The 25,571-nt window shown below is 60.6% G+C and carries 29 protein-coding genes; 17 read left to right on the top strand and 12 right to left on the bottom strand.

Annotation, left to right across the window (positions count from 1 at the left end; genetic code table 11):
- Positions 1-12 precede the first annotated feature (12 nt).
- The gene (locus QZ571_RS02180; RefSeq protein WP_295531024.1) at positions 13-2,028 is read left to right on the top strand and encodes an NADPH-dependent 2,4-dienoyl-CoA reductase; all 2,016 of its coding nucleotides are present in this window, start codon (positions 13-15) and stop codon (positions 2,026-2,028) included.
- Between the two features lie 40 nt (positions 2,029-2,068).
- On the opposite strand, the gene zapE is transcribed toward QZ571_RS02180, so the two are convergent.
- On the bottom strand, positions 2,069-3,154 hold the full coding sequence (gene zapE, locus QZ571_RS02175) for a cell division protein ZapE (RefSeq protein WP_295531022.1): 1,086 nt from the start codon (positions 3,152-3,154) through the stop codon (positions 2,069-2,071).
- 79 nt (positions 3,155-3,233) lie between these two features.
- On the opposite strand from zapE, the gene QZ571_RS02170 reads away from it, so the two are divergent.
- The 4 genes from QZ571_RS02170 (at position 3,234) to lpxK (ending at position 6,639) form a co-directional block, all read left to right on the top strand.
- Positions 3,234-4,055 carry a sugar phosphate isomerase/epimerase gene (locus QZ571_RS02170; protein WP_295531020.1) on the top strand — a complete coding sequence of 274 codons (822 nt, stop codon included), beginning with the start codon at positions 3,234-3,236 and terminating at the stop codon, positions 4,053-4,055.
- 88 nt (positions 4,056-4,143) lie between these two features.
- On the top strand, positions 4,144-4,401 hold the full coding sequence (locus QZ571_RS02165) for a DUF4170 domain-containing protein (RefSeq protein WP_295531018.1): 258 nt from the start codon (positions 4,144-4,146) through the stop codon (positions 4,399-4,401).
- A gap of 22 nt (positions 4,402-4,423) precedes the next feature.
- The gene (locus QZ571_RS02160) at positions 4,424-5,650 is read left to right on the top strand and encodes a glycosyltransferase N-terminal domain-containing protein (protein ID WP_295531016.1); all 1,227 of its coding nucleotides are present in this window, start codon (positions 4,424-4,426) and stop codon (positions 5,648-5,650) included.
- Entirely contained in the window at positions 5,650-6,639 is a 990-nt protein-coding gene (gene lpxK / locus QZ571_RS02155) for a tetraacyldisaccharide 4'-kinase (protein WP_295531013.1), read from the top strand. Before QZ571_RS02160 ends, lpxK begins: the two co-directional genes overlap by 1 nt.
- A gap of 51 nt (positions 6,640-6,690) precedes the next feature.
- Here lpxK and QZ571_RS02150 read toward each other — a convergent pair whose 3' ends face one another.
- Both QZ571_RS02150 and QZ571_RS02145 read right to left on the bottom strand, forming a co-directional pair.
- The gene (locus QZ571_RS02150) at positions 6,691-7,368 is read right to left on the bottom strand and encodes a DsbA family protein (RefSeq protein ID WP_295531010.1); all 678 of its coding nucleotides are present in this window, start codon (positions 7,366-7,368) and stop codon (positions 6,691-6,693) included.
- A gap of 3 nt (positions 7,369-7,371) precedes the next feature.
- On the bottom strand, positions 7,372-7,917 hold the full coding sequence (locus QZ571_RS02145; RefSeq protein ID WP_295531007.1) for a DUF721 domain-containing protein: 546 nt from the start codon (positions 7,915-7,917) through the stop codon (positions 7,372-7,374).
- Between the two features lie 84 nt (positions 7,918-8,001).
- Here QZ571_RS02145 and mutY point away from each other — a divergent pair, with 84 nt between their 5' ends.
- A complete protein-coding gene (gene mutY, locus QZ571_RS02140) occupies positions 8,002-9,054 on the top strand; it encodes an A/G-specific adenine glycosylase (protein ID WP_295531004.1) in 1,053 nt (350 codons plus the stop codon).
- A 55-nt stretch (positions 9,055-9,109) separates the two neighbouring features.
- Positions 9,110-10,252: an alkane 1-monooxygenase gene (locus QZ571_RS02135; protein WP_295531000.1), complete on the top strand. Its 1,143-nt coding sequence runs from the start codon at positions 9,110-9,112 to the stop codon at positions 10,250-10,252.
- A gap of 5 nt (positions 10,253-10,257) precedes the next feature.
- Here QZ571_RS02135 and QZ571_RS02130 read toward each other — a convergent pair whose 3' ends face one another.
- The 3 genes from QZ571_RS02130 to QZ571_RS02120 form a co-directional block, all read right to left on the bottom strand.
- Entirely contained in the window at positions 10,258-11,529 is a 1,272-nt protein-coding gene (locus QZ571_RS02130; protein WP_295530997.1) for a folylpolyglutamate synthase/dihydrofolate synthase family protein, read from the bottom strand.
- Between the two features lie 85 nt (positions 11,530-11,614).
- The gene (gene accD, locus QZ571_RS02125; RefSeq protein WP_295530994.1) at positions 11,615-12,568 is read right to left on the bottom strand and encodes an acetyl-CoA carboxylase, carboxyltransferase subunit beta; all 954 of its coding nucleotides are present in this window, start codon (positions 12,566-12,568) and stop codon (positions 11,615-11,617) included.
- A 67-nt stretch (positions 12,569-12,635) separates the two neighbouring features.
- Entirely contained in the window at positions 12,636-13,490 is an 855-nt protein-coding gene (locus QZ571_RS02120) for a type II CAAX endopeptidase family protein (protein WP_295530990.1), read from the bottom strand.
- Between the two features lie 211 nt (positions 13,491-13,701).
- Here QZ571_RS02120 and QZ571_RS02115 point away from each other — a divergent pair, with 211 nt between their 5' ends.
- Positions 13,702-14,463: a TSUP family transporter gene (locus tag QZ571_RS02115; protein WP_295530985.1), complete on the top strand. Its 762-nt coding sequence runs from the start codon at positions 13,702-13,704 to the stop codon at positions 14,461-14,463.
- On the opposite strand, the gene QZ571_RS02110 is transcribed toward QZ571_RS02115, so the two are convergent.
- On the bottom strand, positions 14,460-15,785 hold the full coding sequence (locus QZ571_RS02110; protein WP_295530983.1) for a FliI/YscN family ATPase: 1,326 nt from the start codon (positions 15,783-15,785) through the stop codon (positions 14,460-14,462). The two genes, QZ571_RS02115 and QZ571_RS02110, sit on opposite strands and share 4 nt — an antisense overlap.
- 81 nt (positions 15,786-15,866) lie before the next feature.
- Here QZ571_RS02110 and QZ571_RS02105 point away from each other — a divergent pair, with 81 nt between their 5' ends.
- From QZ571_RS02105 to QZ571_RS02065, 9 genes are read left to right on the top strand one after another with little or no spacing between them, the layout of a single operon-like run.
- A complete protein-coding gene (locus QZ571_RS02105) occupies positions 15,867-16,253 on the top strand; it encodes a FlgB family protein (RefSeq protein WP_295530980.1) in 387 nt (128 codons plus the stop codon).
- A 2-nt stretch (positions 16,254-16,255) separates the two neighbouring features.
- Positions 16,256-16,648: a flagellar basal body rod protein FlgC gene (flgC, locus tag QZ571_RS02100; RefSeq protein WP_295530977.1), complete on the top strand. Its 393-nt coding sequence runs from the start codon at positions 16,256-16,258 to the stop codon at positions 16,646-16,648.
- Positions 16,649-16,664: 16 nt separating this feature from the next.
- Positions 16,665-16,958 (top strand): flagellar hook-basal body complex protein FliE, encoded by a 294-nt coding sequence (fliE, locus tag QZ571_RS02095; protein WP_295530974.1) that lies wholly within the window; start codon positions 16,665-16,667, stop codon positions 16,956-16,958.
- On the top strand, positions 16,958-17,224 hold the full coding sequence (locus QZ571_RS02090) for a flagellar biosynthetic protein FliQ (RefSeq protein ID WP_295530971.1): 267 nt from the start codon (positions 16,958-16,960) through the stop codon (positions 17,222-17,224). The genes fliE and QZ571_RS02090 overlap by 1 nt, the downstream gene beginning before the upstream one ends.
- Before the next feature lie 4 nt (positions 17,225-17,228).
- The gene (locus QZ571_RS02085) at positions 17,229-17,945 is read left to right on the top strand and encodes a flagellar hook-basal body complex protein (protein WP_295530969.1); all 717 of its coding nucleotides are present in this window, start codon (positions 17,229-17,231) and stop codon (positions 17,943-17,945) included.
- A 12-nt stretch (positions 17,946-17,957) separates the two neighbouring features.
- Positions 17,958-18,743, top strand: coding sequence for a flagellar basal-body rod protein FlgG (gene flgG / locus QZ571_RS02080; RefSeq protein WP_295530965.1), 786 nt, complete (start codon positions 17,958-17,960; stop codon positions 18,741-18,743).
- The gene (flgA, locus tag QZ571_RS02075) at positions 18,743-19,165 is read left to right on the top strand and encodes a flagellar basal body P-ring formation chaperone FlgA (RefSeq protein ID WP_295530961.1); all 423 of its coding nucleotides are present in this window, start codon (positions 18,743-18,745) and stop codon (positions 19,163-19,165) included. The genes flgG and flgA overlap by 1 nt, the downstream gene beginning before the upstream one ends.
- 10 nt (positions 19,166-19,175) lie before the next feature.
- Complete coding sequence (gene flgH, locus QZ571_RS02070; RefSeq protein ID WP_295530958.1) at positions 19,176-19,901, top strand: flagellar basal body L-ring protein FlgH; 726 nt, start codon at positions 19,176-19,178, stop codon at positions 19,899-19,901.
- A 9-nt stretch (positions 19,902-19,910) separates the two neighbouring features.
- Positions 19,911-20,408, top strand: coding sequence for a flagellar basal body-associated FliL family protein (locus QZ571_RS02065; RefSeq protein ID WP_295531090.1), 498 nt, complete (start codon positions 19,911-19,913; stop codon positions 20,406-20,408).
- A gap of 43 nt (positions 20,409-20,451) precedes the next feature.
- Here QZ571_RS02065 and QZ571_RS02060 read toward each other — a convergent pair whose 3' ends face one another.
- From QZ571_RS02060 to QZ571_RS02040, 5 genes are read right to left on the bottom strand one after another with little or no spacing between them, the layout of a single operon-like run.
- Positions 20,452-20,790 carry a hypothetical protein gene (locus QZ571_RS02060; protein WP_295530955.1) on the bottom strand — a complete coding sequence of 113 codons (339 nt, stop codon included), beginning with the start codon at positions 20,788-20,790 and terminating at the stop codon, positions 20,452-20,454.
- Entirely contained in the window at positions 20,787-21,872 is a 1,086-nt protein-coding gene (locus QZ571_RS02055; RefSeq protein WP_295530952.1) for a flagellar biosynthesis protein FlhB, read from the bottom strand. The genes QZ571_RS02060 and QZ571_RS02055 overlap by 4 nt, the downstream gene beginning before the upstream one ends.
- The gene (locus tag QZ571_RS02050) at positions 21,869-22,645 is read right to left on the bottom strand and encodes a flagellar biosynthetic protein FliR (RefSeq protein ID WP_295530949.1); all 777 of its coding nucleotides are present in this window, start codon (positions 22,643-22,645) and stop codon (positions 21,869-21,871) included. Before QZ571_RS02050 ends, QZ571_RS02055 begins: the two co-directional genes overlap by 4 nt.
- A complete protein-coding gene (gene flhA, locus QZ571_RS02045) occupies positions 22,642-24,729 on the bottom strand; it encodes a flagellar biosynthesis protein FlhA (RefSeq protein ID WP_295530946.1) in 2,088 nt (695 codons plus the stop codon). Before flhA ends, QZ571_RS02050 begins: the two co-directional genes overlap by 4 nt.
- Entirely contained in the window at positions 24,729-25,523 is a 795-nt protein-coding gene (locus QZ571_RS02040; protein ID WP_295530942.1) for a transglycosylase SLT domain-containing protein, read from the bottom strand. Before QZ571_RS02040 ends, flhA begins: the two co-directional genes overlap by 1 nt.
- Positions 25,524-25,571 lie beyond the last annotated feature (48 nt).

Here is a 25,571-nt window from a genome sequence, read left to right as displayed (position 1 = left end):
TGGGAGGACGACATGAGCCAGTTTCCGCATCTTTTCGCGCCGCTCGATCTGGGGCATGTGACCCTGCCCAACCGGGTCCTGATGGGCTCCATGCACACCAATCTTGAAGAGCGCGGCGACTGGAACGCGGTGGCGGAATTCTACGCCGAGCGCGCGCGCGGCGGTGTCGCCCTGATGGTCACCGGCGGCATGGCCCCCAATAGCGAGGGTGGCGTGTTTCCCGAAGCGGCGGGCCTGTTCACCTCTGATGACATCGCCCATCACAAGATCATCACCGAGCGCGTGCACGCGGCGGGCGGGCGCATCGCGATGCAGATCCTGCATGCCGGGCGCTATGCCTATGGGCCCGAATGCGTCGCCCCTTCGGCGATCAAATCACCGATTTCGCCGTTTCCGCCCAAGGAGTTGGACGCAGCCGGGATCGAAAAACAGATCGCCGATATCGCAACAGCCGCCGCGCGGGCGCGCGAGGCGGGCTATGACGGCGTCGAGATCATGGGGTCTGAGGGCTATTTCCTCAATCAGTTCCTTGTACGCCACACCAACAAGCGCACGGATGACTGGGGCGGCAGCTTTGAGAACCGGATGCGCCTACCCGTCGAGGTGATGAAACGCGTGCGCGCCGCTGTTGGCGAGGATTTCATCGTGATTTTCCGCATTTCGCTGATTGATCTGGTGCCCGACGGCTCCACCTGGGACGAGGTCGTGACGTTGGCCAAGGCGATCGAGGCGGCGGGGGCGAGTATGCTTAATACCGGCATCGGCTGGCATGAGGCGCGCGTGCCCACCATCGCCACCTCGGTGCCGCGCGCGGCGTTCACGTGGCTAACCGGTCGCTTGCGCCCCGAAGTCTCGATCCCGGTGATCACCTCGAACCGGATCAACACGCCCGGCGTCGCCGAAGAGGTCTTGGCAGAAGGCAGCGCCGACATGATCTCGATGGCGCGACCGTTCTTGGCCGATCCCGATTTCGTCAATAAAGCGCAAGCGGGACGCGCCGCCGAAATCGCGCCCTGTATCGCGTGCAATCAGGCCTGTCTGGATCATACGTTCCAAGGCAAAGTGTCGTCCTGCCTCGTGAATCCGCGCGCGGGCCATGAGACCGAGATCGTGATTACCCCCACCGCCAGCCCCAAGACAATTGCCGTGGTTGGCGCCGGGCCTGCAGGTCTGTCCGCCGCGATCACGGCGGCGCAGCGCGGGCATAAGGTCACGCTATTTGATCGCGCAAATGAGATCGGCGGGCAGCTGACGATGGCGCGCATGGTGCCGGGCAAAGAAGAATTCCACGGCCTCACCGATTGGTTCGCCACGATGGTGAACAAGACCGGCGTCACGCTGCGGCTCAACACGGAAGCCACCGTCGAGGCGCTAACCGATTTTGACGAGGTGATCATCGCCACCGGCGTGCGCCCGCGTGATCCCGAGATTCCGGTCGAGGGCGGGCAAGTGGTGTCCTATATCGACATCCTGAAAGGCCGCGTGAAAGCCGGACCACGCGTCGCCATCATCGGCGCGGGCGGGATCGGCTTTGATGTAGCCGAGTTCCTGACGGTCGATGACAGCCCGACGCTTGATCTGGAGGAGTGGAAGCGCGAATGGGGCGTGGGCGATCCGGCACAAACACCGGGCGGGCTGGCCGAGCCTCATCCCGAAGCGCCCACACGCGCTGTCACCCTGTTACAACGCAAGCGCGAGAAGCTGGGGCGTCGTCTTGGCAAGACGACGGGCTGGATCCATCGCGCCGCGCTGCAGATGAAGAATGTGCAGATGATCGGCGGTGTGAATTACGAGCGCATCACCGATGAGGGCCTGCATGTCAGCTATGGTGAGGCGCGCGAAAACCCCGGCGTGATCGCTGCGGATACCGTGGTGCTATGTGCCGGACAGTTGACCGAGCGCAGCCTTGCCGATGCGTTGATCGAAGCGGGCCGGTCGCCCCATGTCATCGGCGGCGCAGATGTTGCCGCCGAACTCGACGCCAAGCGCGCGATTGATCAAGGCACACGCCTCGCCGCCGCGATCTGAGAGTTGCAATCAAGGGCCGCGTCGAGACACCCGCGCGCCCTTACGCCTCTTGCGCCCAATCGGCCGCCTGCATCTCGCGCAGGCGGCTGGCGGTGCGTTCAAACTCAAACGTGCCTTCGCCCTCGACATACAGCCGTTCGGGCACATCCGCCGCCGAACAGATCAGCCGCACTTTCGCCTCATACAAAGCGTCGATAAGCGTCACGAACCGCTTTGCCTCGTTAAAATTCGATGCCGAAAGCAGCGGGATATCATCCAGCAGCAGTACCCGCACGGCATCGGCAATGGCGAGATAATCTGCCGGGCCCAATGCCACCGCGCAGAGATCCCAGAAAGACGCCCGCGCTACACCGGCATGGAAATGGGGCAGCACGACGTTGCGGCCCTTGACCGTCAGTTCCAGCTTGTGGGTGAGGTCATGGCCAGACAAATCGTCCCAAAGCGCATCCATCCGCGCGCGCGCCTCGCGCCCGACGGGGTGGAAATAGACCTCTTCCCCTGACAGGCGATGCTGGCGATAATCGGTATCGGATGCCAGCTCATAGACTTGCAGCTTGTCGCGGATCAGCGCGATGAAGGGCAGGAAAAGCTGGCGGTTGAGACCGTTCTTATACAGGTCCTCTGGCAAGCGGTTCGAGGTGGTCACAATCGTTACGCCGCGCTCGAACAGCGCCTCGAAAAAGCGCCCCACAATCATCGCATCGGCAATATCGGTGATCTGCATCTCATCAAAACACAGCAGGCGTAGCGACCCGGCCACCTCTTCGGCCACCGGGCGCATCGCATCGACCGTATTCGCGCGGCGCGCATCTTCCAACTTGCCCTGAATTTCCTGCATGAAAGCATGGAAATGCACCCGGCGCTTGGGCACGTCAGTCGCCCCGAAGAACATGTCCATCAGCATCGACTTGCCGCGCCCGACGCCACCCCAGAAATACAGCCCCCGCACCCCTTCGACAGGGGCTGCCTTGCGCGAGAAAAACCCACGTTTGCGTGGCTCTGGAGCCGTTTCAAGCTTGGTGCGAATATCTTCGAGAATTGGCAGAACGGCGCGTTGGGCCGGATCGGGGTTCAGCGCCCCTTCGGCCAGTTTCGCATCGTAGATGTCGGGCAATGTACGTCTCATGACGGTGCGATATAGCGCGTTTGCGGGATTGAAAAGCCCTCATGCTTGCGCAAGCATCCTCCGCAAGAGGAGAATACCCATGACCAAAGACCTGCCATTGCTGGGCGCAGCGCTGAGCCTTGATATGCTGGCCCATCATCAAGACTGGATTTTGGCCGATCATCGCGATCTGGAACTGCAAAGCTTTTGCTGGCCCAACACGCCCGAGGCGGACTTTGTGAAGATGGCGGCGCGCGCCAAAGAATTGCTGACGGGCTATCGTGGGCGGCTGGGGCTGCACGGGCCCTTTTCGGGTTTCAACATCGATTGCACCGATCCCGCGATTGTCGAGGTGATCCGCACGCGGATGCTGCGCACGCTTGATATCTGCGCCGAGCTTGGGGCCGATCAGATGGTGATCCATTCGCCCTACACGATGTGGAAGGAAAGCGATCTGGATGCGAATCCCTCGAAAGGTTTCATGCAGATTGAACGCGTGCGCTACATTCTGACACCGGTGATCGCGCAGGCCCGCGATCTGGGCGTGACTTTGGTGATCGAGAATGTCGAGGATCTGACACCGCGCCTGCGTGTCGATCTGGCCGCGGCGCTTGATAGCAAGACTGTTAAGGTCTCACTGGATACCGGACATGCGCAGTTCATGCATCGGCGTTTGGGCGCGCCCCCAGTAGATGTCTTTGTCAATGCGGCGGGGGCTGCGTTGCAGCATGTGCATTTGCAAGATGTCGACGGGTATGGGGACCGCCATTGGCATCCGGGCGAGGGCTCGATCGCGTGGCATGCGGTATTTGCAGCCCTCAGGCGGCTGCCCAAAATGCCACGCCTGATCTTGGAGGTGAATGACGAGGCGGGGCTGCGCAAAGGCGCACAGTATCTGGCCGATCAGGGATTGGCGCGGTAACGGCTTCGTGCACAATGGGCCAGCGCCTTGTGAACCCCGATGGCAGCGCGTAATCTCTGCGCTGCAGCAAAAGCCGACAGGAGTTAGCATGTCCAAAGCCGATCCGCAGCGTCTTCACCTTGTCTTCGGTGGTGAGCTGGTGAACCCGAGTGTCACCGAATTTACCGATGTCTCGAAAATCGACATTGTCGGGATATTCCCCAATTACGCCAGCGCCTACGCCGCTTGGAAAGGTGCCGCGCATAGCACCGTTGATGACGCGCATACCCGCTATTTCATTGCGCATCTGCATCGTCTGCGCGACGAAGCGGTCGAGGTTTCCCCGACCGAAGAACTCGGCAACTGAGCCGATAAGGACCAGCAGCAGGATGCGCCACACCCTTCCGTCATGGATCGAGCGCCCCCTCGCTGCGATGCGTCCTCCGGGGCCGCGTGCGCGCAACGCAGCGGCCCACTCACCGCCTGACGGGCCACTTTTGTGGATCTGGGACAGCACCGGGGCCGGATCGGGGGCTGCGCTCGTTGCGCGCCGTGTGATCGCGCGGCTGCCCGATCTGCAAATTGCGCTGACCCCGACAAGCGATCCTCCCGATGATGCGGGGCTGCCCCCAGACGCACTGTGCCTGCCCGCCCCCGAAGATCGTCCGGCCTCTGTGAAGCTGGTTCTTGATGCCTGGCGCCCCGAGATGATCTTGCTTTTGGGCAATGTCTTGCCCGCGGCCCTGATTACCGAGGCCGCTCGGCGCGACATCCCGATCGCCTTGGCCGATGCGCAATTCGACACCGGTGTGGCAGCTTTGTCAGGTGACAAAATCACGGCTTTGCTAGGCCGCCTCAGCCGGATTTATCTGCGTGATGGCGACAGTCGGCGCGCGCTGGAGCGACGCATACCCGCAGAGCGCATCGAGGTCAGTGAGGGCGCATTGGTGGAACCCGCCGAACCGCTGACCTGCTCGGAGGTCGAGCGCGCTTCCATGGCCGATGCGATCGGTGCGCGCCCGGTCTGGCTGGCGACGAGCGTTCCGGGAGAAGAGCTTCGCGCCGTTTTGAATGCCCATAGCTATGCCATGCGTCACGCGCATCGCTTGTTGTTGTTGCTTGCGCCTGATCGCGACCAAGATGGCCCGGCCTTGGCCCAACAACTCAGCGATGAGGGCTGGTCGGTGACGCGCCGTTCGCTTGAGGGTGAGCCGCAAGCCACGACCGAGATTTTCGTGGCCGATGATGCGCAGGAATATGGGCTTTGGTATCGGCTTGCACCGCTCTCGTATATGGGCGGCACCCTAAGCGGTTTGGGGCATGCCCCGCGCGCGCCCCTCGAAGCCGCCGCTTTGGGATCAGCGGTGTTGCACGGGCCGCATCTGGGACGCCACCGCGCGCAATATCTACGCCTCGAAGTGGCACATGCCTGTCGTGGAATTCGCACCGAAGATGATTTTCCCGATGCGATGGCCGATCTGATCGCCCCTGATCGCGCAGCGCATCTGGCACATAACGCGTGGCTCGTGTCATCGGGGGGTGCGGGCGCGGTTGAAACCGTTGCAGGGGGCATCGCCGCGTTGCTGGAAGCGCGCCTCACGAAAGGCGGTCGGTGATGGGCGCGCCGCTGTTCTGGTTCAATGCGCCCACAAAGACCGGCCTGACGGCGCGGCTTTTGTCGCCTCTGGGCGCGCTTTATGCACAAGCCACCGCGCGGCGGGTTCGACAGCCGGGAGCGGCGCTGGACGTGCCGGTGATCTCGGTTGGCAATATCAACGCAGGTGGCACCGGGAAAACGCCCACGGTGATCTGGTTGGTGCAACGTCTCGCGGCGCGCGGGGTGACGGCGCATGTCGTCACGCGCGGTTATGGCGGCACCTTGCAAGGCCCGGTGCGCGTCGATGAGCGCACCCATCGCGCCGATCAAACCGGGGATGAGCCGTTGCTGCTATCAGCCTTTGCGCCGACTTGGGTTGCCAAGGATCGCGCTGCGGGGGCACGCGCTGCGGTGGCGGCGGGGGCACAGGTGGTGGTGCTGGATGACGCCCATCAGAACCCAGCGCTGCGCAAGGATCTGTCAATCGTCGTTGTCGATGCGCAAAAGGGGTTTGGCAACGGGCGCTGCTTGCCCGCCGGGCCTTTGCGCGAGCCGGTGGATGCCGGGTTGGCGCGGGCTGATCTGTTGATCTCGATCGGGCCGGATGCTGCGCAGCATGATTTCGCCGCCGCTTGGCAATCGCGCGTGAAAATTCCACATTTGACGGGCGCGCTGATGCCGCTGCAAACAGGGATGGATTGGCAGGATTTGCCCGTTCTCGCCTTTGCAGGCATTGGCCATCCCGAGAAATTCTTTGCCACGCTGCAATCGCTGGGCGCAAAATTGCTGCGCAGCGAAGCGCTGGAGGATCACCAGCCTTTCACCCCCCGATTGCTGACCCGGATCGAGGCCGAGGCCAACCTGCTCGGCGCGCAACTCGTGACCACCGAGAAAGACGCCGTGCGCCTACCTGCCGAATTCCGACCCAAGGTTCTCGCGCTACCGGTGCGGCTGGAAATCGCGGTGGCGGATGCGCTGGATGCAGCGCTCGCCAAGCTTGGACTGTAACGCAAAAGGCCGACCCAATCGGGCCGGCCTTTCGATAAACTCAACCTGCGCTTACTGTGCGGCTTTGGCCAGATCATCGTCGATGATCTTCTTCATATCCGACCAAACCATATTGGAATATTTCGTGCCGTTGATGATGAAGGTCGGCGTTGCGTCGATCTTGTCCGCTGAAGCATTCTTCTGGAAGGTCGCGACCAGTTGCTCGGCGCGCTTTTCATCGTTCATGCATGTGGTGACCTGATCATTGGTCAGCCCGGCCTGCAGCCCGATCTTGTGCAGATTGTCCGAAATCGTCTGCTGCTTGCCATCGCCGATCCAGTCGCGCTGCTTGTTGAACAGCATATCCGAAATCGCGTAATATTTCGGGTCACCGCCACATTGCGCGATCAAGCCAGCCCAAATCCCGAACATGTCGAAATACACTTCGCGCTGAATGAACTTCACCTTGCCAGTGTCGATGTAGTCTTTCTTCAGCGTCGGGTATTCTTCGGTGTGCCAATCGGCGCAATGGGGGCAGGTGAACGAGCTATATTCGATGATCGTCACCGGCGCGTTCTCTTGGCCAAGGCTGACATCGGGCAGGGTCTGCACCGTTTTGTCGGCAGTTGCCTCTTGCGCCTGCGCGGCGGTGATCAGGCTCGCTTCGCTATGCTGAGAGGCAAACCAGCCACCCACTGCAAGAACGCCTGCAACGGCAACGCCGCCAAGGATCGTAAGAGTTTTGCTCATGTATCAGCCTTTCTTCTGCGCGGCCCGTTCCGCGGACCTCGATAGAACGTTTTGTGCCAAAGTTTCCAGCGCTGATCTAAGATCAGCATCCCCACATCCCGCTGCCGTACGCGCTGCCGCCTCAATTATTTGCGGATCAATCGCCTTTGGCTCGGGCTTCGGGGCTGGGGTGAATTGCGCCTGCCCTTCGGCAAAGCCGATGGGCGCGGTCTGTGTCAGCGAAATGCGCGAGATCGCATTATAGCCGTAACACGCGTTTACCTTTTCGCGAATCTGGGGCAGTTGCATTTGCACCATTGGTGCTGCGGCCCCCGTGGTCAGCAGCGTCAGCGTCGCCCCAAATCCGCCCTTGGAATAGCCGATTTTCACCGGGCGGGTCTGGGCGGCAATCTCTTCGCCGACCACCTCGGACCAATGGGTCAACAGGCGCGACACCGCGAATCCCCGCGACTCGCCGGCCGCGCGCACCCTCTGACGCAGCAGCTTGCCTGCGGGCTCAAAGCCGCGCATGCGCCGGTCTGACTTGGATTTCGGGTCTTTCGCACTCATTGCCGATAGGTTCCTCTTGATCGGCCCCATTGTAAGCAGCACATCGGGTCAGGCCAACCGATGGCCAAGAGGGGAGCATAAACATTGCGTGACGGTAAAGGGGCAATCGGCGAAAGCCTGCTGAAATGGTATGATACCGATGCCCGAGTGATGCCGTGGCGGGTGTCGCCGCAGGACCGCGCCTCGGGCGTGCGCCCCGATCCCTATCGCATCTGGCTCTCCGAGGTGATGTTGCAGCAAACCACCGTGGCCGCCGTGCGCGATTATTTCCGCCGCTTTACGGCGCGTTGGCCTGACGTCGAGGCGCTGGCCGCGGCCGAGGATGGCGCTGTGATGGCCGAATGGGCCGGGCTTGGCTATTACGCCCGCGCGCGCAACTTGCTGAAATGCGCGCGTGTGGTGGCGCATGAGATGGGCGGTCAGTTCCCGCAAACGGCGGCTGAGTTGCAAAAACTTCCCGGCATCGGCCCCTATACTGCGGGCGCGATCGCGGCGATTGCCTATGACGAGCCGGTCGCGGTCGTCGATGGCAATGTCGAGCGCGTCGTCTCGCGCCTGTTTGCCGTGCAGACTCCCCTACCCGCAGCCAAGCCCGAGTTGACCAATCTGACCGCGCAGATCACGCCCCAATCCCGCCCCGGCGATTTCGCCCAAGCGATGATGGATCTGGGCGCGACGATCTGCACGCCGCGCAACCCTGCCTGCGCGATCTGCCCGCTGATTGCGGATTGTGATGCTCAATCGCAGGGCATCGCCGCCGATCTGCCGCGCAAGCTGGCGAAGAAACCCAAGCCGACGCGACTGGGATTCGCCTATGTCGCGATGAATGCGGCGGGGGATGTTCTGCTGGAACGTCGCCCCGAGAAGGGCCTGCTGGGCGGCATGCTGGGCTTTCCCGGCTCAGACTGGTCAGAGGCCCCCGCGCCCGCCCCGCCGCTGCGCTCCGACTGGCAGGAGGCCGAGGCCGAGGTGCGCCACACTTTCACCCATTTTCATCTGATCCTACGCGTCTTTGTGACCCGCGCAGAGGGCGCAAATTTTACCCCCGGCGGCGATTTTGCACCCGGTGATCTTCCTACACTGATGCGCAAGGTCTGGGACGCGGCGCAAAGCGCTGATTGGCCGCAACCTGAGTGATTGTATCAGGAAATTCCCGCGCTATCATGGCCGCGCTTGCAACTCCGAGGCCCCGATGTCCAGCCGCGACGAAATCCGCAGCCCCTCTCACGCGTTGCCCTTCTGGCTGTCGCTTGGCACCGTGCCGCTGGCCGTGATCGAGGCGCGCTACGGTGGCTGGACGCTGATCCTGCTGCCGACCTATGCGTGGTGGCTGGTGACATTTCTCGACCAAATTCTGGGGCGCAACGAGGATCAACCCGATGTCGAGACGCCCGAGAGCGAACTGAGTTGGTATCGCGCGATCACGATGATCTGGTTCCCGATTCAGGCGGCGGTGATCTATGGCACGATCTGGTATGTGACGCGCAGTTCGCATCTGAACGGCTTTGAAATCGTGGCGCTGATGTTTGGTGTGGGCGTGATCTCGGGGACGATCGGAATCGTTTATGCCCATGAATTGCTGCATCAAAAGAACAGACTGGAGCGCTGGCTGGGTGATCTTCTGCTGGCAAGTGTTCTGTATTCGCATTTCCGCACCGAGCATCTGCTGGTGCATCACCTCTGGGTCGGCACGCCGCGCGATGCGGTCAGCGCGCGCTATAATGAGGGGTTTCACCGCTTCTTCCGGCGGGTACTGTTCGAGTGCCCCGGCTCGGCATGGAAGGCCGAGGCGCTGATGCTGCGCCGTGCCGGGCGGCCGCTTTGGCATCGTTCTAACCCATTCTGGCGCTACGCTGCGTTGCAGGCGCTGGCGCTGATCGCGGCTTTTGCGGTAGGCGGCTGGATGGGGTTAGGGCTGTTCGCGCTGCAGGCGTTTTTCGCGATCTGGCAGCTGGAGCTGACCAATTATGTCGAGCATTACGGGTTAACGCGCGAATATCGCGGCGAAGGGCGGTATGAGCACGTGCTGCCGCGTCATTCCTGGAATGCCGATCATACCGCGTCGAACTGGCTTTTGATCAATCTACAGCGCCATTCGGATCACCACTACAAGCCCGACCGACGCTTTCCACTGCTGCAAACCTATGATGCCGACGAGGCACCGCAATTGCCGTTCGGCTATCCGGGTATGACCGCGCTTGCGATGATTCCGCCGCTTTGGCGACGGCGGATGAACCCGCGCGTTCGGGCGTGGCGGCGCAAATACTATCCCGAAATCAACGACTGGTCCGATTATAATCGCGGCGCGACACCCTTGCCGCGCGGCTCGTATTAGAGCCTTCAGCCGTTCTCGCGCAGCACTTGACCTGCCAGATAGAGCGAGCCGCAGATCAACACCCGCGCATGCGAGTCCTGCGCGGTGATCGCAGCTAACGCTGCGGCGACATCGGGTGCGGTTGAGGCGGCAATACCGACCTTGCTTGCCGCCGCAGCCGTGTCCTCGGCGCTCAATGTATTAGCCTCGCCGGGGATCGACACGGCGACAAGCTGCGCGGCATGCGCAGCCAGCGGGCGCAGGTAGCCCGTCACATCCTTGGTGTTGAGCATCCCGCAGATCAGATGGGTCGGGCGGCGCGGCATGCTGGCAAGCGTCGCGGCGATCATCTCACCCGCCGCCGGATTATGCCCACCATCAAGCCATAGCTCGGTATTGGGCGCGCAAAGGGCAAGCGGCCCCTGACGCAGGCGCTGCATCCGGGCGGGCCATTCTGCGCGCGTGACAGCCGCCTCACAGGCCAACGCCTCCACCCCGAGATGGCGCAGCGCGGCCAATGCGGCCCCAGCATTCTGGATCTGATGCGGCCCCGGCAGATTGGGCAAGGGCAGATCGAGCAAGCCGGTTTCATCTTGAAAAATCAGCCGCCCGCGCTCCTCCCAGACCTGCCATTGCTGAGCATAGGCCAGAACAGGTGCGCCCAATCGCGCGGCGCGGGCCTCGATCACCTCAAGCGCCAGGTCTTGCTGCGGGCCAATGACAAGCGGCACGCCGCGCTTGATGATCCCGGCTTTCTCACCTGCGATTTCGGGCAGGGTTTCGCCCAAAAATTGCTGATGGTCGATCGAAACAGGGGTGATGATGGTCAGCGCGGGCTGGTCGATCACGTTGGTCGCATCGAGCCGCCCGCCAAGCCCGACCTCAAGCAAGGTAAAATCGGCCGGGCTTCGCGCGAAGGCCAGAAAGGCAGCGGCCGTGGTAACCTCGAAAAAGGTGATCGGTGCACCGTCATTAGCGGCTTCGACCTCATCAAGAAGCGCTGCCAGATCGGGTTCGGAGATCAGCGTGCCTGCCAGCCGAATCCGTTCGTGAAACCGCGCCAGATGGGGCGAGGTATAGGCGTGCACGCGCTTACCCGCCGCCTCGAGCCCCGCGCGAATCATCGCCTGCGTCGAGCCTTTGCCATTGGTGCCCGCGATATGAATCACCGGCGGGATCTGGCGTTCGGGATGGCCCAAAGCGGCCAGCAACCGCTCCATCCGGTCCAGCGAGAGATCAATCACCTTGGGATGCAGGCCCATCAGCCGCGCGAGGATCGTATCGGAAGCGTCGGACATGGTCGGACCTGTCATATTCGTGGATCACGCCGAAAGGGGGCGCTGCCCCCGTCGCGCGCGGCGCGACTCCCCCGGGATATTTCGATCAAGAGGAAGGCGTGAGCGGTGTCTCATCCGTGGGATCGAGCATTGGTGCGGATGTCGCAGCATCCATTGGCTCGGGTGGCGGCAGATCGCCAGCAACAGCGGGAGGCATCCCCATCAACATGCGCAAGATCGTGATCAGTTCGTCGCGCAGTTTCATGCGATGTGTCACGCGATCCAGCATGCCGTGATCAAGCAGGTATTCTGCGCGCTGAAAGCCTTCGGGCAGTTTCTCGCGGATCGTCTGTTCGATCACGCGCGGCCCGGCAAAGCAGATCAGGGCATTGGGCTCGGCGATCTGCACATCGCCCAGCATCGCATATGAGGCCGTGACCCCGCCGGTCGTGGGATGGGTCAGCACTACGATATAGGGCAAGCCAGCCTCTTTGAGCATCTGCACCGCGACAGTCGTGCGCGGCATCTGCATCAGCGAGAGAATCCCCTCTTGCATGCGCGCGCCGCCCGCAGCGGAAAACAGCACCAGCGGACGTTTCAGCAGCACCGCACGTTCGGCAGCCGCGACAATCGCATTGCCGACATACATGCCCATCGAGCCAGCCATGAAGGTAAAATCCTGCGCTGCCGCGACGATGGGCGTGCGCCCGATCTCGCCCTCGGCCACCAGCATCGCCTCTTTTTCGCCGGTCGCTTTCTGCGCCGCTTTCATCCGATCGGGATATTTCTTTTGATCTTTGAAATGCAGAGGGTCGTGGATCGGTTCGGGAACCTTCACCTCGGCAAAGATTCCGCCGTCAAACAGCGCGTTGAAACGCACACGCGGCGTGATTGCGAGGTGATGGTCGCAATTGGTGCAGACATTGAGGTTGTCCGCCAATTCGCGGTGAAACAGCATGGTCCCGCATTCCGGGCATTTCGTCCACAGGTTCTCGGGCGTATCGCGACGCGAGAAAAGCGAGTCGATCCGCGGGCGGACATAATTGGTGATCCAGTTCATCGGCAGGCCCCTGAGCTGTGCTGATTTGGCATCCGCCTCAGATACGCGCAGCGCGCGGGAATTGCAATCAAACGCGCAAGATCAGCCGGATCATAAGCCAGCCGATGAAAATCATAAGCGCGTCAATCGCCAACCAAGGCGCAAGTATCGCAAAATCGCGGGCGTTGATCACAATTGTATAGAGAGCCAGCCCGTCGAGATCGCCGTAAAAACCGACGATGAACATGCTGGTGAAATTATTCACCAGGTGCAGCGCCAGTGCAGCCCCGATATTACCTGTGCGCGCGGTCAGATCGGCGGCAAAGCAGCCAAAGGCAAAGGCCCAGATCGCCAGCCAGATCGCATTTGGCCCAAAACTTCCCGGATCGTAATGCAGCGCGCCAAACAGCGCCGAGGGCAGCACCATCCACATCCAGCGCGAGCGCCATCGCGCCCCCAGTTGCGCCAATAGATAGCCGCGAAACAGCACCTCTTCTGCCGTGATCTGAACCGCCAGCAACGGAAGGGCCAGACCTACCCAGCGCAGCGATGTGCCCAGCCGGGTGGAGCGCCCAACATCACTATCAAATAGCGCCAGAGTGGTGCAGAGCAGCGAGACAATCAGCAGCCAGGGCAGCACAGCCCTCAGATCGCGCAGAACGTTCGGGCCAAACAGGCTGCCTGCCGCGCGCCCATGCCACCAGCGCGCAACAAAAAGCGTGCCCAAAAGGAGCGGCGCGAAGCTTGCGAGCAAAATGACCAAACCACGCGGGCTTGACCCTGTTGCGATCTCGGAGAGCAAGCCGACGAGGCGCAACGACGGCACCGATTGCGTCATGACCAGCAACAGCAACCAACCAGCGCCGACATAGATCGCAACGATCATGATCGCGCCCAGAACGGTGCGCCAGAAGGCGCAGTCATGACGTGCAGGCGCTGTCATTTGCACCAATGCCGGATATCGGGCGCTGGATATCATTGCAGATGCACGCAATCGCAGGCCGTGGCAAAACGTGCGGGATGAATGGTTGGCATGGATGGCCCCCTTTTGGTGCGATCAATTAGCGCCTGCACAAGTGTGCGCGCAACAGCGCAGGGTTTACATTCGCGCGGGCGCGGCGGAAGAAGGCCTGAATTTAGCCAAGGAATACGCGATGTTCGACCTCTCTTACGAATTGGTTGTGATGCTGATTGGCGCAGCCTTTGTCGCAGGGTTTGTTGATTCGATTGCCGGGGGTGGCGGGCTGATCACGGTTCCCGCGCTGCTGCTGGCAGGGATTTCACCACTTCAGGCTTTGTCCACCAACAAGATCCAAGGGACATTCGGCGCGGCCACGGCGGCGCTGTCTTATGCGGCCTCGGGGCGGGTCGATCTGAAGCGCCAGCTTCCGGCGGCGGCGCTGGCCTTTGTGGCGGGGCTGTGCGGTGCGTTGCTTGTCTCGGTGATCCCAACCGAGCATCTGCAAACCGCGCTGCCCTTTGTGTTGATCGCGATCGCGGTGTTTTTTGCGCTGCGTCCGGGTCTTGACGATACTGACCGGGTCGAGCGCATCCGGCCCGCCGCTTTCACCGCGTTTTTCGTGCCGGTCATCGGGTTTTATGATGGGCTGATCGGGCCGGGCACGGGGGCGTTCTTTATGATCGGTTTCGTTATGCTGGCTGGTTACGGCGTGTTGCGGGCCACGGCGCATACCAAATTGCTGAATTTCGCCTCCAATATCGGGGGCCTTGTTGGGTTCATTGCGATGGGCGCACCGCTATGGGGCCTTGGGCTCGCGATGGGTGTGGCGCAGATTGCGGGTGCGCGGCTTGGGTCTAAGCTGGCGATGCGCATTGGCGCGCGGCTGATCAAGCCGCTTCTGGTCGCGACCTCCTCATTGCTGGCGCTCAAGCTGATCTGGGACCGGTTCCTTTAGCGCCCCACTTGCGCCAGAATCCCCCCAAGCTGGGCAAAGCTGCTTGCGACACCTTCCGGTCCGGGCAAGGCGATGAACCCATCCAACTCCGCCCAGATTCGAATCGCTGCATCCACCATCGAATCAGACCCGGCCGCATATAGCCCAGCCTGAATCATCATCTCCGCCCGGTCATAGGCGCCCAGCAAGGCGCGGGCCCGCGCGATCAACTGGTTCTCCTCAATGCTCGCAGCGTCTGGCAAAGATCGCGAAACCGAGCGCAGAAGGTTGATCGCCGGGAATCGCCCACGTTCGGCGATCTCGCGTTCCAGCACGACATGGCCATCCAGCACGCCGCGCAGGATATCCGCCACCGGCTCATCCATATCCGAGCCCGCGACCAGCACCGAAAACACCGCCGTAATATCGCCCGACCCATCAATCCCCGGCCCGGCGCGTTCGCCCAGCGCCATGATCTGATACGAGGTCGAGGGCGGATAACCGCGCAAAGACGCGGGCTCGCCACCCGCCAGCGCCACCTCGCGATGCGCCTCGGCGAAACGGGTCACCGAATCGGCGAGATACAGCACGTGCTTGCCCTGATCGCGGAAGTATTCTGCCACCGACATCGCCGCCCACGCACAGCGCCGCCGCACGAGGGGCGATTGATCGGAAGTGGCCGCAATGATCACCGCGCGCGCCATCCCCTCGGGGCCCAAGGTTTTTTCGACGAATTCACGCAGCTCGCGCCCGCGCTCTCCGATCAAGGCGATCACCACCACATCGGCCTGCACGCCGCGCGCAAAATTCGCCAAAAGCGAGGATTTCCCGACGCCAGAGCCAGCAAACAGCCCAATCCGCTGACCGCGCACAAGCGGCAACAGCGTGTTGAACGCCGTCATGCCGGTTTCCAAACGCGCGCCCAACCGCTTGCGCTGTGCCGCCGGCGGCGGGGCCGCGCGCAGTTCGCGTTCCTGGGCGCCGTGAACCAGGGGCCGCCCATCCAGCGCCACCCCGAACGGGTCGATGATTCGCCCGATCCAGCTTTCATGGGGTGCGATGCCGCCCTGCCCCAACAGCTCCACCTCATCACTGATCGCCACGCCATCAGCGGCACCATCGGGCAGCACCGTCACCCCGCCGCGCGAGAGCGACAACACTTCTGCGCCAATCTCGCGACCCGATTGGCAGCGAATCAACGCGCGATCCCCCAATGCGGCGCGGCGCGTCAGTCCGCTGACATCAATCGTGCCTTGGCGCACCTGCGTGACACGCCCAACCGAGTGCACCGATCCAATGGCGCGCATTTCCGCGCGCAAAAGGTCAAATCCTGCGAAAGCCATTCTGGTCTCCTCATGTTCTCTAAATGTTTTTTAAACGATTCACCCTTAAGGCTTGATTGATAGCTCGGAGGAGAAGCCCCGATGTTCGAAAAAATTGAGATCCTGCAAATGGCCAGCGCGATGGCCACCCATGCGTCCGCTCGGCAAAATGCCGTGGCGCAAAACATCGCGAATGCGGACACGCCGGGTTACGCCGCGCGTGATCTCGCGTCCTTTGAATCGCTGTATCAAAGCGAAAGCACCTCTGGCATGCGCGCCACCCGCGCCGGTCACGTCGGGGCGGATCACACCGTCAGTGCCTCGTTTGAGGCGCGCGTTGATCCCGGCACGATGTCGCCAGATGGCAATTCGGTGTCTCTTGAAGATGAGATGGTCAAGGCCGTGGAGGTGAAGCGCCAGCATGATACGGCGCTCGCAATCTATCGCTCGTCGATGACGGTTCTTCGCACCTCTCTCGGGAGGGGCTGAGCATGAGTGATTTTTCCAATGCTCTCTCCCTATCAGCCTCGGGCATGAAGGCTCAGGCAATGCGCCTGCGCTATGTCTCCGAGAATATCGCGAATACCGACACGCCCGGCTTTCATCGCAAGACCACCGCATTTCAAGAGGTCGTCGATGGCGGTGTTGAAACCGGTCGCGTGCAGCTTGGTCCCGTGCAACTGGACCAACGCGAACTGGCGCAAGTCTATGATCCTGGCCACCCGATGGCGGATGAGAACGGCTACTATGACGGCTCTAATGTCGATCTGGTGGTCGAAATTGCTGACGCGCGCGAAGCGCAGCGCAGCTACGAGGCGAATCTCAAAATGTTCGATCAGGCACGGCAAATGTCGTCCTCTCTGCTCGATTTACTTCGCCGCTAGATAAGGAGACTCCAGAATGGACGTAACTACCTCTCTTGCATCGCAAAGCTATGCCAAAGCCCGCGCCGCTGCGGCCCCAAATCCGCAAGCGGGCGGGCCGGTTGGCGATGCGTTTGAACACACCGCCAATGCCTTTGCCGAAACACTGAAGGCGGGTGAAGACACTGCAAAAGCAGCAATGGCTGGCGGTGCTGATCCACATGCTTTGGTTCAGGCTCTGGCGCAGACCGAACTGGCGGTTGAGACCGCCGTTACCCTGCGCAACAAGGTCGTCGAGGCCTATCAGGAAATCCTGAGGATGCCGGTCTGATGCAGGAAGCCATTTTCTTTGACACGATGCGTCAGGGGCTGTGGATCGCCGTGATGATTGCAGCGCCGATGTTGGCGGTCGCCCTGATCGCAGGCGTTACCATCGGTCTGTTTCAGGCCCTCACCTCGGTGCAGGAAATGACGCTGACTTTCGTACCCAAGGTTGGTGCGATGCTGATCGTTTTCTGGGCCTCAATGTCGTTCATGTCCGATACGCTGGTGGATTTTTTCACCCGGTCGCTCGTGCCATTGATCGCAGGAAGCTGAACCGATGGATAACGCAATTTACGCAACACTCACGCGGCAATCCGGGTTGATGCAGGAAATGCGCACGGTGGCGAATAATATCGCTAACGCCTCGACCACCGGGTTTCGCCGCGAGGGGGTGATCTTTTCGGAATATGTCGCAGGTCTTGAGGGGGACGAACCCTCGCTTTCGATGGCCTATGCGAATGGGCGCAACATCGACCTGCAACAAGGCGGGCTGACCCAAACGGGCGGGCGTTTTGACTTTGCGATCGAGGGTGACGGGTTTTTCATGATCGAGACGCCGCAGGGCAATCAGTTGACCCGCGCGGGCAGCTTCATCCCCTCGCCCGAAGGGGAATTGCTGAGCCCTGATGGCTATCGCCTGCTTGACCCCGGCGGCACGCCCATCGCGGTGCCCAATGGGGCGCAAGATATCGCGCTCGCCTCGGACGGGACTTTATCTGCGGCGGGTGAGCCGATTGCGCAAATCGGGGTGTTCCTGCCGAACGACCCGAACGGGCTAAACCATGTTGGTGGCACCCGCTTCGCAATCCCGGCAGGGGCGCAACCCGTCGAGCAAGCGACATTGCTGCAAGGCTTTCTCGAAGACTCCAATGTCAATCCGGTCTCGGAAATCTCTCGGATGATCGAGGTGCAGCGCGCCTATGAGCTGGGCCAAAAATTCCTCGACCGTGAGGACGAACGTATTCGTGGCGTCATTTCGACGCTCGCAAGATAACAGGAGAGAGCCATGCGTGCCCTTCAAATCGCCGCCTCCGGTATGAGTGCGCAGCAAATGCGCGTCGAGGTGATCTCGAACAACCTCGCGAACATGTCCACCACCGGCTACAATCCGCGCCGCGCCGAGTTTGCCGATCTGCACTATCAACAAATGACGCGCCCCGGCACAATCAACGCAACCGATGGCACGCAAATTCCTGCTGGCGTGCAGCTGGGCCTTGGCGTGCGCCCGACCGCCGTGACCGTGAACCTCTCGCAAGGCTCGCTTTCAGCGACCGGGGGCGATCTGGATTTGGCGATTGACGGTGCGGGATATCTTGAGGTGACGCTGCCCTCTGGAATTTCGGCCTATACTCGCGATGGCGGGCTCAAACGGTCTGCGGACGGTCAGGTTGTGACATCCGATGGCTTTCCTGTCGTGCCCAGTGTCACCATCCCCGAAGATGCCCGCGCCATTGCGATCAACGCCGATGGCGAGATTTATGCCTATTTCACCGATCAGGTTCAGCCCCAGCTTTTGGGGCAATTCACCCTGGCCAATTTCACCAATGACAAGGGGCTTGAGGCGATAGGCTCGAACCTGTTTCGCGAGACTGGCGCATCCGGCCCACCCAATGTGAACACCCCCGGCCAAGACAGTCTTGGCACACTGCGCCAAGGTTATCTTGAAGAAAGCTCCGTCGATCCGGTGCGCGAAATCACCGAACTGATCAAGGCGCAGCGCGGCTATGAACTGAACGCCAAAGTCATCACCGCCGCCGATCAGATGCTTGGCGCAACGACGCAGGTGCGCTGATGAAACGAGCGTTAATCCTTGCCACGCTACTTCTGACACCACTGCCCGCACTGGCAGATTACCTTGTGGCAACGCGCACAATCCGGGCGAAATCAGTTCTGACGCCCGACGATCTGGCACTGAATCCGGGCGATATGCCCGGCGCAATCGCGTCGCCTGCCGATGCCGTCGGTCTGGAAACCCGTGCGACACTTTACGCCGGACGGCCGATCAGCAGCAACGATCTGGGCGCCCCCGCAATCGTCGAGCGCAACCAATTCCTGCCATTGGTCTATCGCAACGCAGGCTTGGAAATTCGCGTTGAGGGTCGCGCGTTGGACCGCGCCGGCATCGGGGACACGATCCGGGTCATGAATGCAAGTTCCAGAACCACCGTGAATGCGCGGCTTGCCGCGGATGGTGCCGCCTATGTCATGCAATGAAGGACCCGTCATGAAATCTCCCGCCCTGCTCTTCCTGATGATCGCGCTCACCGCTTGTGGACGTCTTGAAGACGTCGGCAAAGCCCCGGGGTTTACGCCTGTCGAAAGCGGCAATGAATTCTTTGCAATGTCGAGCGTGCCGATGCCAGAAACAACCTCCAAGCGCCAACCCACAAAAGAGGCATCCCTGTGGTCTGGCGCGCGCAATTCGTTGCTGGGGGACCGGCGCGCAGCACAGCGTGGCGACATTCTCACTGTGGTCATCGAGATCAACGACAAAGCCGAGATTTCCAATTCCTCCGGGCGCTCGCGCTCTGGATCCGAGAGCATGGGAATCCCTTCTCTGCTGGGCATTCCGCAACGCCTCGATCAGCGGCTGCCCGAAGGGGCCTCGATGGCCGATGCTATTTCGACCAATTCGAATTCGGCCTATCAGGGCGATGGCTCTGTGTCGCGCAATGAAAAACTGACCCTGCGCGTCGCAGCCACCATCATCGAGACGCTTCCCAACAGCGTGCTGCGCATTCAAGGCAGCCAGGAGGTCCGGGTGAATTTCGAGGTGCGCGAGCTGATTGTGAGTGGCTTCGTGCGCCCCGAGGATGTGAGCCGCCAGAACGAAATCACCTATGACAAGATCGCAGGCGCGCGCATTTCCTATGGCGGTCGGGGGCAAATCACGGATGTGCAGCAGCCCCGCATCGGCCAGCAAGTCGCCGATATTCTCCTGCCGTTCTGAGGTGACATGATGCTTGGTAAAATACTGCCCATTCTTCTTGCCCTGATCGGGCTCGGCGCAGGCGGCGGCGCTGGATATTTCCTGCGCCCGCCGCCGCCAGATCCAACCGCGATGGCCGAATGCGCGCAGATTCCGCAAGATCACGCCAGCACCGATTCAGAGCATGCCGATGAGGAGATACCGACCACGGAATTCGTCAAACTGAACAATCAGTTCATCGTGCCGGTTGTTGAAGCTGGCCTTGTCCATTCGTTGGTGATCATGTCGCTCAGCATCGAGGTCAAAGTCGGCGCAACCGAAAAGGTCTATCGCGCCGAACCGAAGCTACGCGACGCCTTTTTGCAGGTTCTATTTGATCATGCCAATACCGGCGGGTTCGCAGGCGAGTTCACCAGCTCGGCCAATATGGACCGGCTGCGCACCGCACTTGGTGAAACTGCGCGCAATGTTCTGGGCGATTATGTGGTCGGCGTGCTTGTTTCGGATATCGTGCGCCAAGACACCTAACGCATCTTTGAAACGCTGAGGACGGGGTCGCGATACGCGGCCCCTAAACTTTGCGCGTAAGCTTTTGCAAAACGGAATGACGCCCTACGGCCCGCGCCGCCATTGCGCGCGCCTGATCAATCTCGGGTGTGAGTTCCGCAATCTGCGCATCCAATTCATCCCTGCGTTGATGCGCAAAACTCTCAAAACGCCCCTCTATAATCGCGTTTGCGGGGCTTTCAATTGCAAAGCTATGCGCAGATCGGCGCGCTTTCTGCAGATCAGCCACCTGAGCTTCAATCTGGCGTTGGCGTTGACCCAAGGCGCTCAGTTTGGCCAGTTGCAACTCGCGCTGCATCTCTGCCAAAGCGGTCAGACGCAGCAATTGCTTATGGCGATTCATTTCATCCCCCGAGCACGGGCACGCTGGCGCATCTTTTCAGCGAACCGGATAGCAGCAGCGACGGGCTTGTAATGCTCGGGACGGATCTCATCGCCGACCTCGATCGTTGCGTAAATTGCGCGCGCCGTGGGCGGATCTGAATGGATGGGCACCGCATTTTCCGCCGCAATTTCACGAATGCGCGCGGCAATTTCGTCGACGCCTTTGGTCAAACAGGTCGGGGCCCGACCACTTGCGCGGTCCCATTTCAACGCAACCGCATAATGGGTCGGGTTGACGATGATGACATCGGCATCTGCGGCATTGGCCACCGATTGCCCCATTGCGATCTCATAGCCGCGTTGGCGGCGCTGCCCCTTGAGATGAGGATCGCCTTCGGATTGCTTCATCTCGTCCGTCAGCTCCTTGCGGCTCATCCGGTTGCGGCGCAGGAATTCCGCGCGCTGCCATAGATAATCCAGTGCCCCCATGATCGCGGCAATTGCTGTGACCAAGGCAAGAAACTCGACGATCATTTCCAAAAGGGCACTGGTGGCCTGTCCCGGAGATACGCGCTGCCCCGTCAGAATGACGTCGAATTTCGCCCGTAGATAGAATCCAAGAACGACCGCGATCACCAACAGTTTGACCGCGCTTTTGAAAAACTCGAACAACCCGTTGCGCCCGAATTTCTGCACAGCATTGGCCATCGGATTGATCCGACTCAGCTTAAACTGCAGCTTTTCGGGTGCCACGACGATCGCGCGTTGCGCCCAATAGGCGATCAACGCCGCAATCATCGGGGCCAGCAGGAAAGGCGCGACGGGTGCAAGCACCGAAAACACCGCTCCCATGCCAAGCGTGGTTCCCCCTTCGAAAATATCGCGCGACAAAGTATCTGCTTGTTCGAGCATGACCATGGCACGCGTCCCGAACTGGCGCAGACTGACAGCACCCAACGCCAGGATCGCCAGCAAAAATCCACCATAGACCGCCGCCACAGCAATCTCAGAGGAGCGCACCAGATCACCCTTGCGCCGGGCTTCGTTCAGCTTGTGCTCGGTTGGCTCATATTCCTTTTCGCCAGCGTCTTCCTCACTCATGGAGACACCGTGAACGGGTTGAGCAGGAAATCGACCACCGCTTCGCGCCAGATGATGATACCGCTGGGCAAGGCGATGGCCAGCAGGATCAACCCGCCTGCTGTCAGCGCCGGCGCACCGACAAAGGCCACCATCAACTGCGGCATCGCCCGGTTGATCGCGCCCAGTGCCACGTTGTAAATCAGCCCAGTCATCACGAAGGGGGCCGCGATCATGAAGGCCAGCGAGAACGCCCGCGCAATCCCGGCCAAACCCCAGTCATGAAAGGATTGCGCATCAGGAATCGTCCCGACCGGCATCACGCGGTATGAACCGAGTATGAATTCCGCCAAGTGCACGTGAAACCCCATCTGCATCAACAAAGCGATCCCCGCGACTACCATCAGATTGCCGATGGCGGGTTGAGGCTCACCGCCCATGCCACCCAAAAGTTGCGACAGAGACGTGGCTTGCGCCGCTATCGTGCCCGCCACCTGCAGCGCGAAAATGAACGCGCGCAAACCAAGGCCCAGAAAGACCCCGGTGACGATCTCGAAGAGCATCCAGAAGGGCACCCCGGAACGCGCGCGCAATGGCGCCAGATCGCTCGAGAGTGCCGGGATTAGCAAGATGGTAAAACCAAGCGCGATCACCGTTTTGATCCGCGCAGGCAATGTTGATTCCCCAAAACCTGGCGCAAGCGCCACCAAGCCGCCCACCCGCAACAACACGACGAATCCAAGGAAAAGGGCCTCTTGGCTTGCCTGCAGCAACTGGGAGAGCAACTCATTCATGCTGAGACCAGTCCGACCATGGCAGGGCGTGCCTCAAACCCGATTTCTTCGAAACTCAAAACCGGTGCGGAGATGCCTTTGGCGCTGAGAACTGTGTGCAAAAATCGCCGCCGCCGCCCCGATGTTACCAATGCGGGAAACACGCCTGTTTGACCGGCGGCCGCGACTCGCTCGGCGATATTTGAAGCGAGGCGGTTGAATTTTTCCGGCGGCAACGCGACATCACCCGCGCCACGTTCGGTACCGAAAGTGTAGCTGCCAAAGGTCTCTTCCCATTCCGGCGCTAGCTGAATGAGCGGAATCGTCCCATCAGCGCGACGCAGTTCGGCTACCAACTGGAAACCCAAGCGCTGGCGCACATGCTCGCAGATCGCTTCGGGGGATTGCAGATTGCGCACCTCCGCCACTGCCTCGGTGATCAGCAGCAAATTGCGAATCGAGACCCGCTCTTCGAGCAGCAAACGCAGCACCGCAAGCAGCATATCGATCGATACTTTTTCGGGAATCATCTCGTCCAGAACCCGGCGATTGGCGTCGGCGCGCGCTGGATCAGACAGGTTCACCACCTCATCAAGCAAGCGCCGCAACGCGCGCAGGGTCATCAGCCGCGAGAAATTCGCCTTGATCACCTCAAGCAAGTGGGTTGCCAACACTTCGGTCGGGCTGACCACGGTGGACCCGGCAAGCGCCGCATCCTCTTGCGCATTGACCGACACCCAGCGCGCAGGGGCATTGAACACGGGTTCGCGCACCTCGGGGCCTTCGGGCAGGGCCTCACGATTATCCGCAATCAGCGCCAAAACGCGGTCGGGATAAAGACGGTCACTGGCCTGTTCGACCCCTTGAATGCGAATGCGATAACAGCCCGGTCCCAGACTTGCGTCATCGGTGAGCCGAATTTCAGGCAGGATAAGCCCAAAATTCGCCGCCACATGATTGCGCATATTTGAAATACGCGCATCCAATCCGGTTGCCGGATCAAGCGCCATACTAACCAAATCAGGGGAGAATTCGACATGAATGTCATCAACATCAAGGACGTCCCCCAATGATTTTCGTTGGGTCTTTTCTTCGGGTGCGGGCATTTTCATTGCTTCTCGCCGCAGCCGCGCCTTTTCGGCCCGCGTGAGCATATAGGCCGATCCGCCCAAAATCACTGCGCCCAACATGAAGGGGACAAAGGGCAGGCCCGGGACCAAGCCGAACAACGCCATCAAGACAGCCACAGTCGCCAATGCAGGCGGGTATTTTCCCAACTGGCGGAACATCTCGAGATCGGTGGAGCCTTTGGAGCCCGTGCGCGACAACAAAATCGCTGAAGCGATGGAAATGATCACGGCCGGAATCTGGCTGACCAACCCATCGCCTACGGTCAAAATCGTATAGGTCTCAAGCGCGCGCGCAAGCGGCATACCATGCACCGCTGTGCCGATAATCAGCCCGACGACCAGGTTCAGCATGGTAATCAGCAACCCTGCGACCGCATCGCCTTTGACGAATTTCGACGCACCATCAAGCGACCCGAAAAACGTGGTCTCCGCTTGTTCGCGTTCTCGCCGCTCACGTGCCTCAGCATGATCAATTGCGCCAGCATTCATGTCGCTGTCGATTGCCAATTGTTTGCCCGGCATCGCATCAAGTGCAAAACGCGCACCCACTTCTGCCATTCGGCCAGCGCCTTTGGTGATCACGATGAAGTTCACGATCAGGATCACACAAAACACGACAAGCCCGATCAGAACCGAGCCGCTCATGATGAAATTGGCGAACCCCTCAATCACTTCTCCCGCCGCACCGGTGCCAGTATGGCCCTGTCCGATGATCAGTTTCGTCGAGGTAACGTTAAGCGAGAGGCGCAGCATCAGCGAGCCCAGTAAAATCGTGGGAAAAGCTGAAAAATCAAGCGGGCGCTCGATGAAAAGGGTGACGGTGAAGATTAGGATCGCAAGCGCAAAAGACGTCGCCAGCCCGACATCCAGCACCCAGGAAGGCACCGGCAAGATCATCATCACAATGATCGCCATCAAGACGAGCGCCAACATGATAGTAGGCTGGAAAATCCGTGAGAGAAGCGGCGCAGCCATTAGAGGCCCTCACGTTTTGCAAGTGCATTGGCAAACAAGGACGCGCCTGCAGCGCGGCCTAAGGACGGGGCCCCTGTTTCTTTTCGGATCAGCAAAGGATAGGTGTTTTCGCGCGTTTGTTGGCGTCGGTTTTCTTGCTGTGCCAAAACGATATCTGGAATATCGGGAATCTGCGAATTTCGTGTATCGAGCGGCTTCGCAGACCGTTGCGCCCCAACCAGATCCGCAGGGTCTGACGGAGCACCATCCTCATGTAGGAATTTCTTTCGGATCGAAGAAAAGCGGGTCGAGTAGCTGTCGGCATATTTCTTTGTCCGCGAATGAAACGCCCCGGCCGCCTTTTTCCAATCGCCCATTTCCGAGTAGAGGTCGCTCAAAAACTGCGCTGCGTAGCGACCATTTGCCAGCGGATCAAACATCTCTTCGATCGATGAGAAATGCTCTCCATGCCATTTATAGTTGATCTGAAAACAGCCGACATCGAAACTGCGTGCGCCACGTTTGAACTCTTTGAACACATAGGCCAGCGCCGTGTCGCGCGTCTCAAACCAATGACCCGCACCCTCCATGTTCACCGTCCATGGCCACGGGCGAAAAGCTCCGTTGCGTTTGCGACCGGTCTCGTTCAGGGAGATTGCCTTGAGCACAGAAACCGGCACGCCGCTTTCACGCGACACTTGTTCTGCCGCGGCTTCACAGATAGCGGCAAGATCAAGTGTGCTTGCACGCAAAGCGTGCCCGTTTCCAAGACAGAGCAGGGCAGACAAAGACAGAAGACGGAGTGTTCCGAGCATTGGGTTTTCCCTTCGCGAAGCAATTCTTGCTTTCCAAACTGCTAAGGG

It is taken from the genome of uncultured Thioclava sp., from assembly GCF_913064665.1.
Lineage (GTDB): Bacteria > Pseudomonadota > Alphaproteobacteria > Rhodobacterales > Rhodobacteraceae > Thioclava > Thioclava arctica.
The sequence above is the reverse complement of the archived record's forward strand: the minus strand, read 5'-3'. Positions and strand labels throughout refer to the sequence as shown.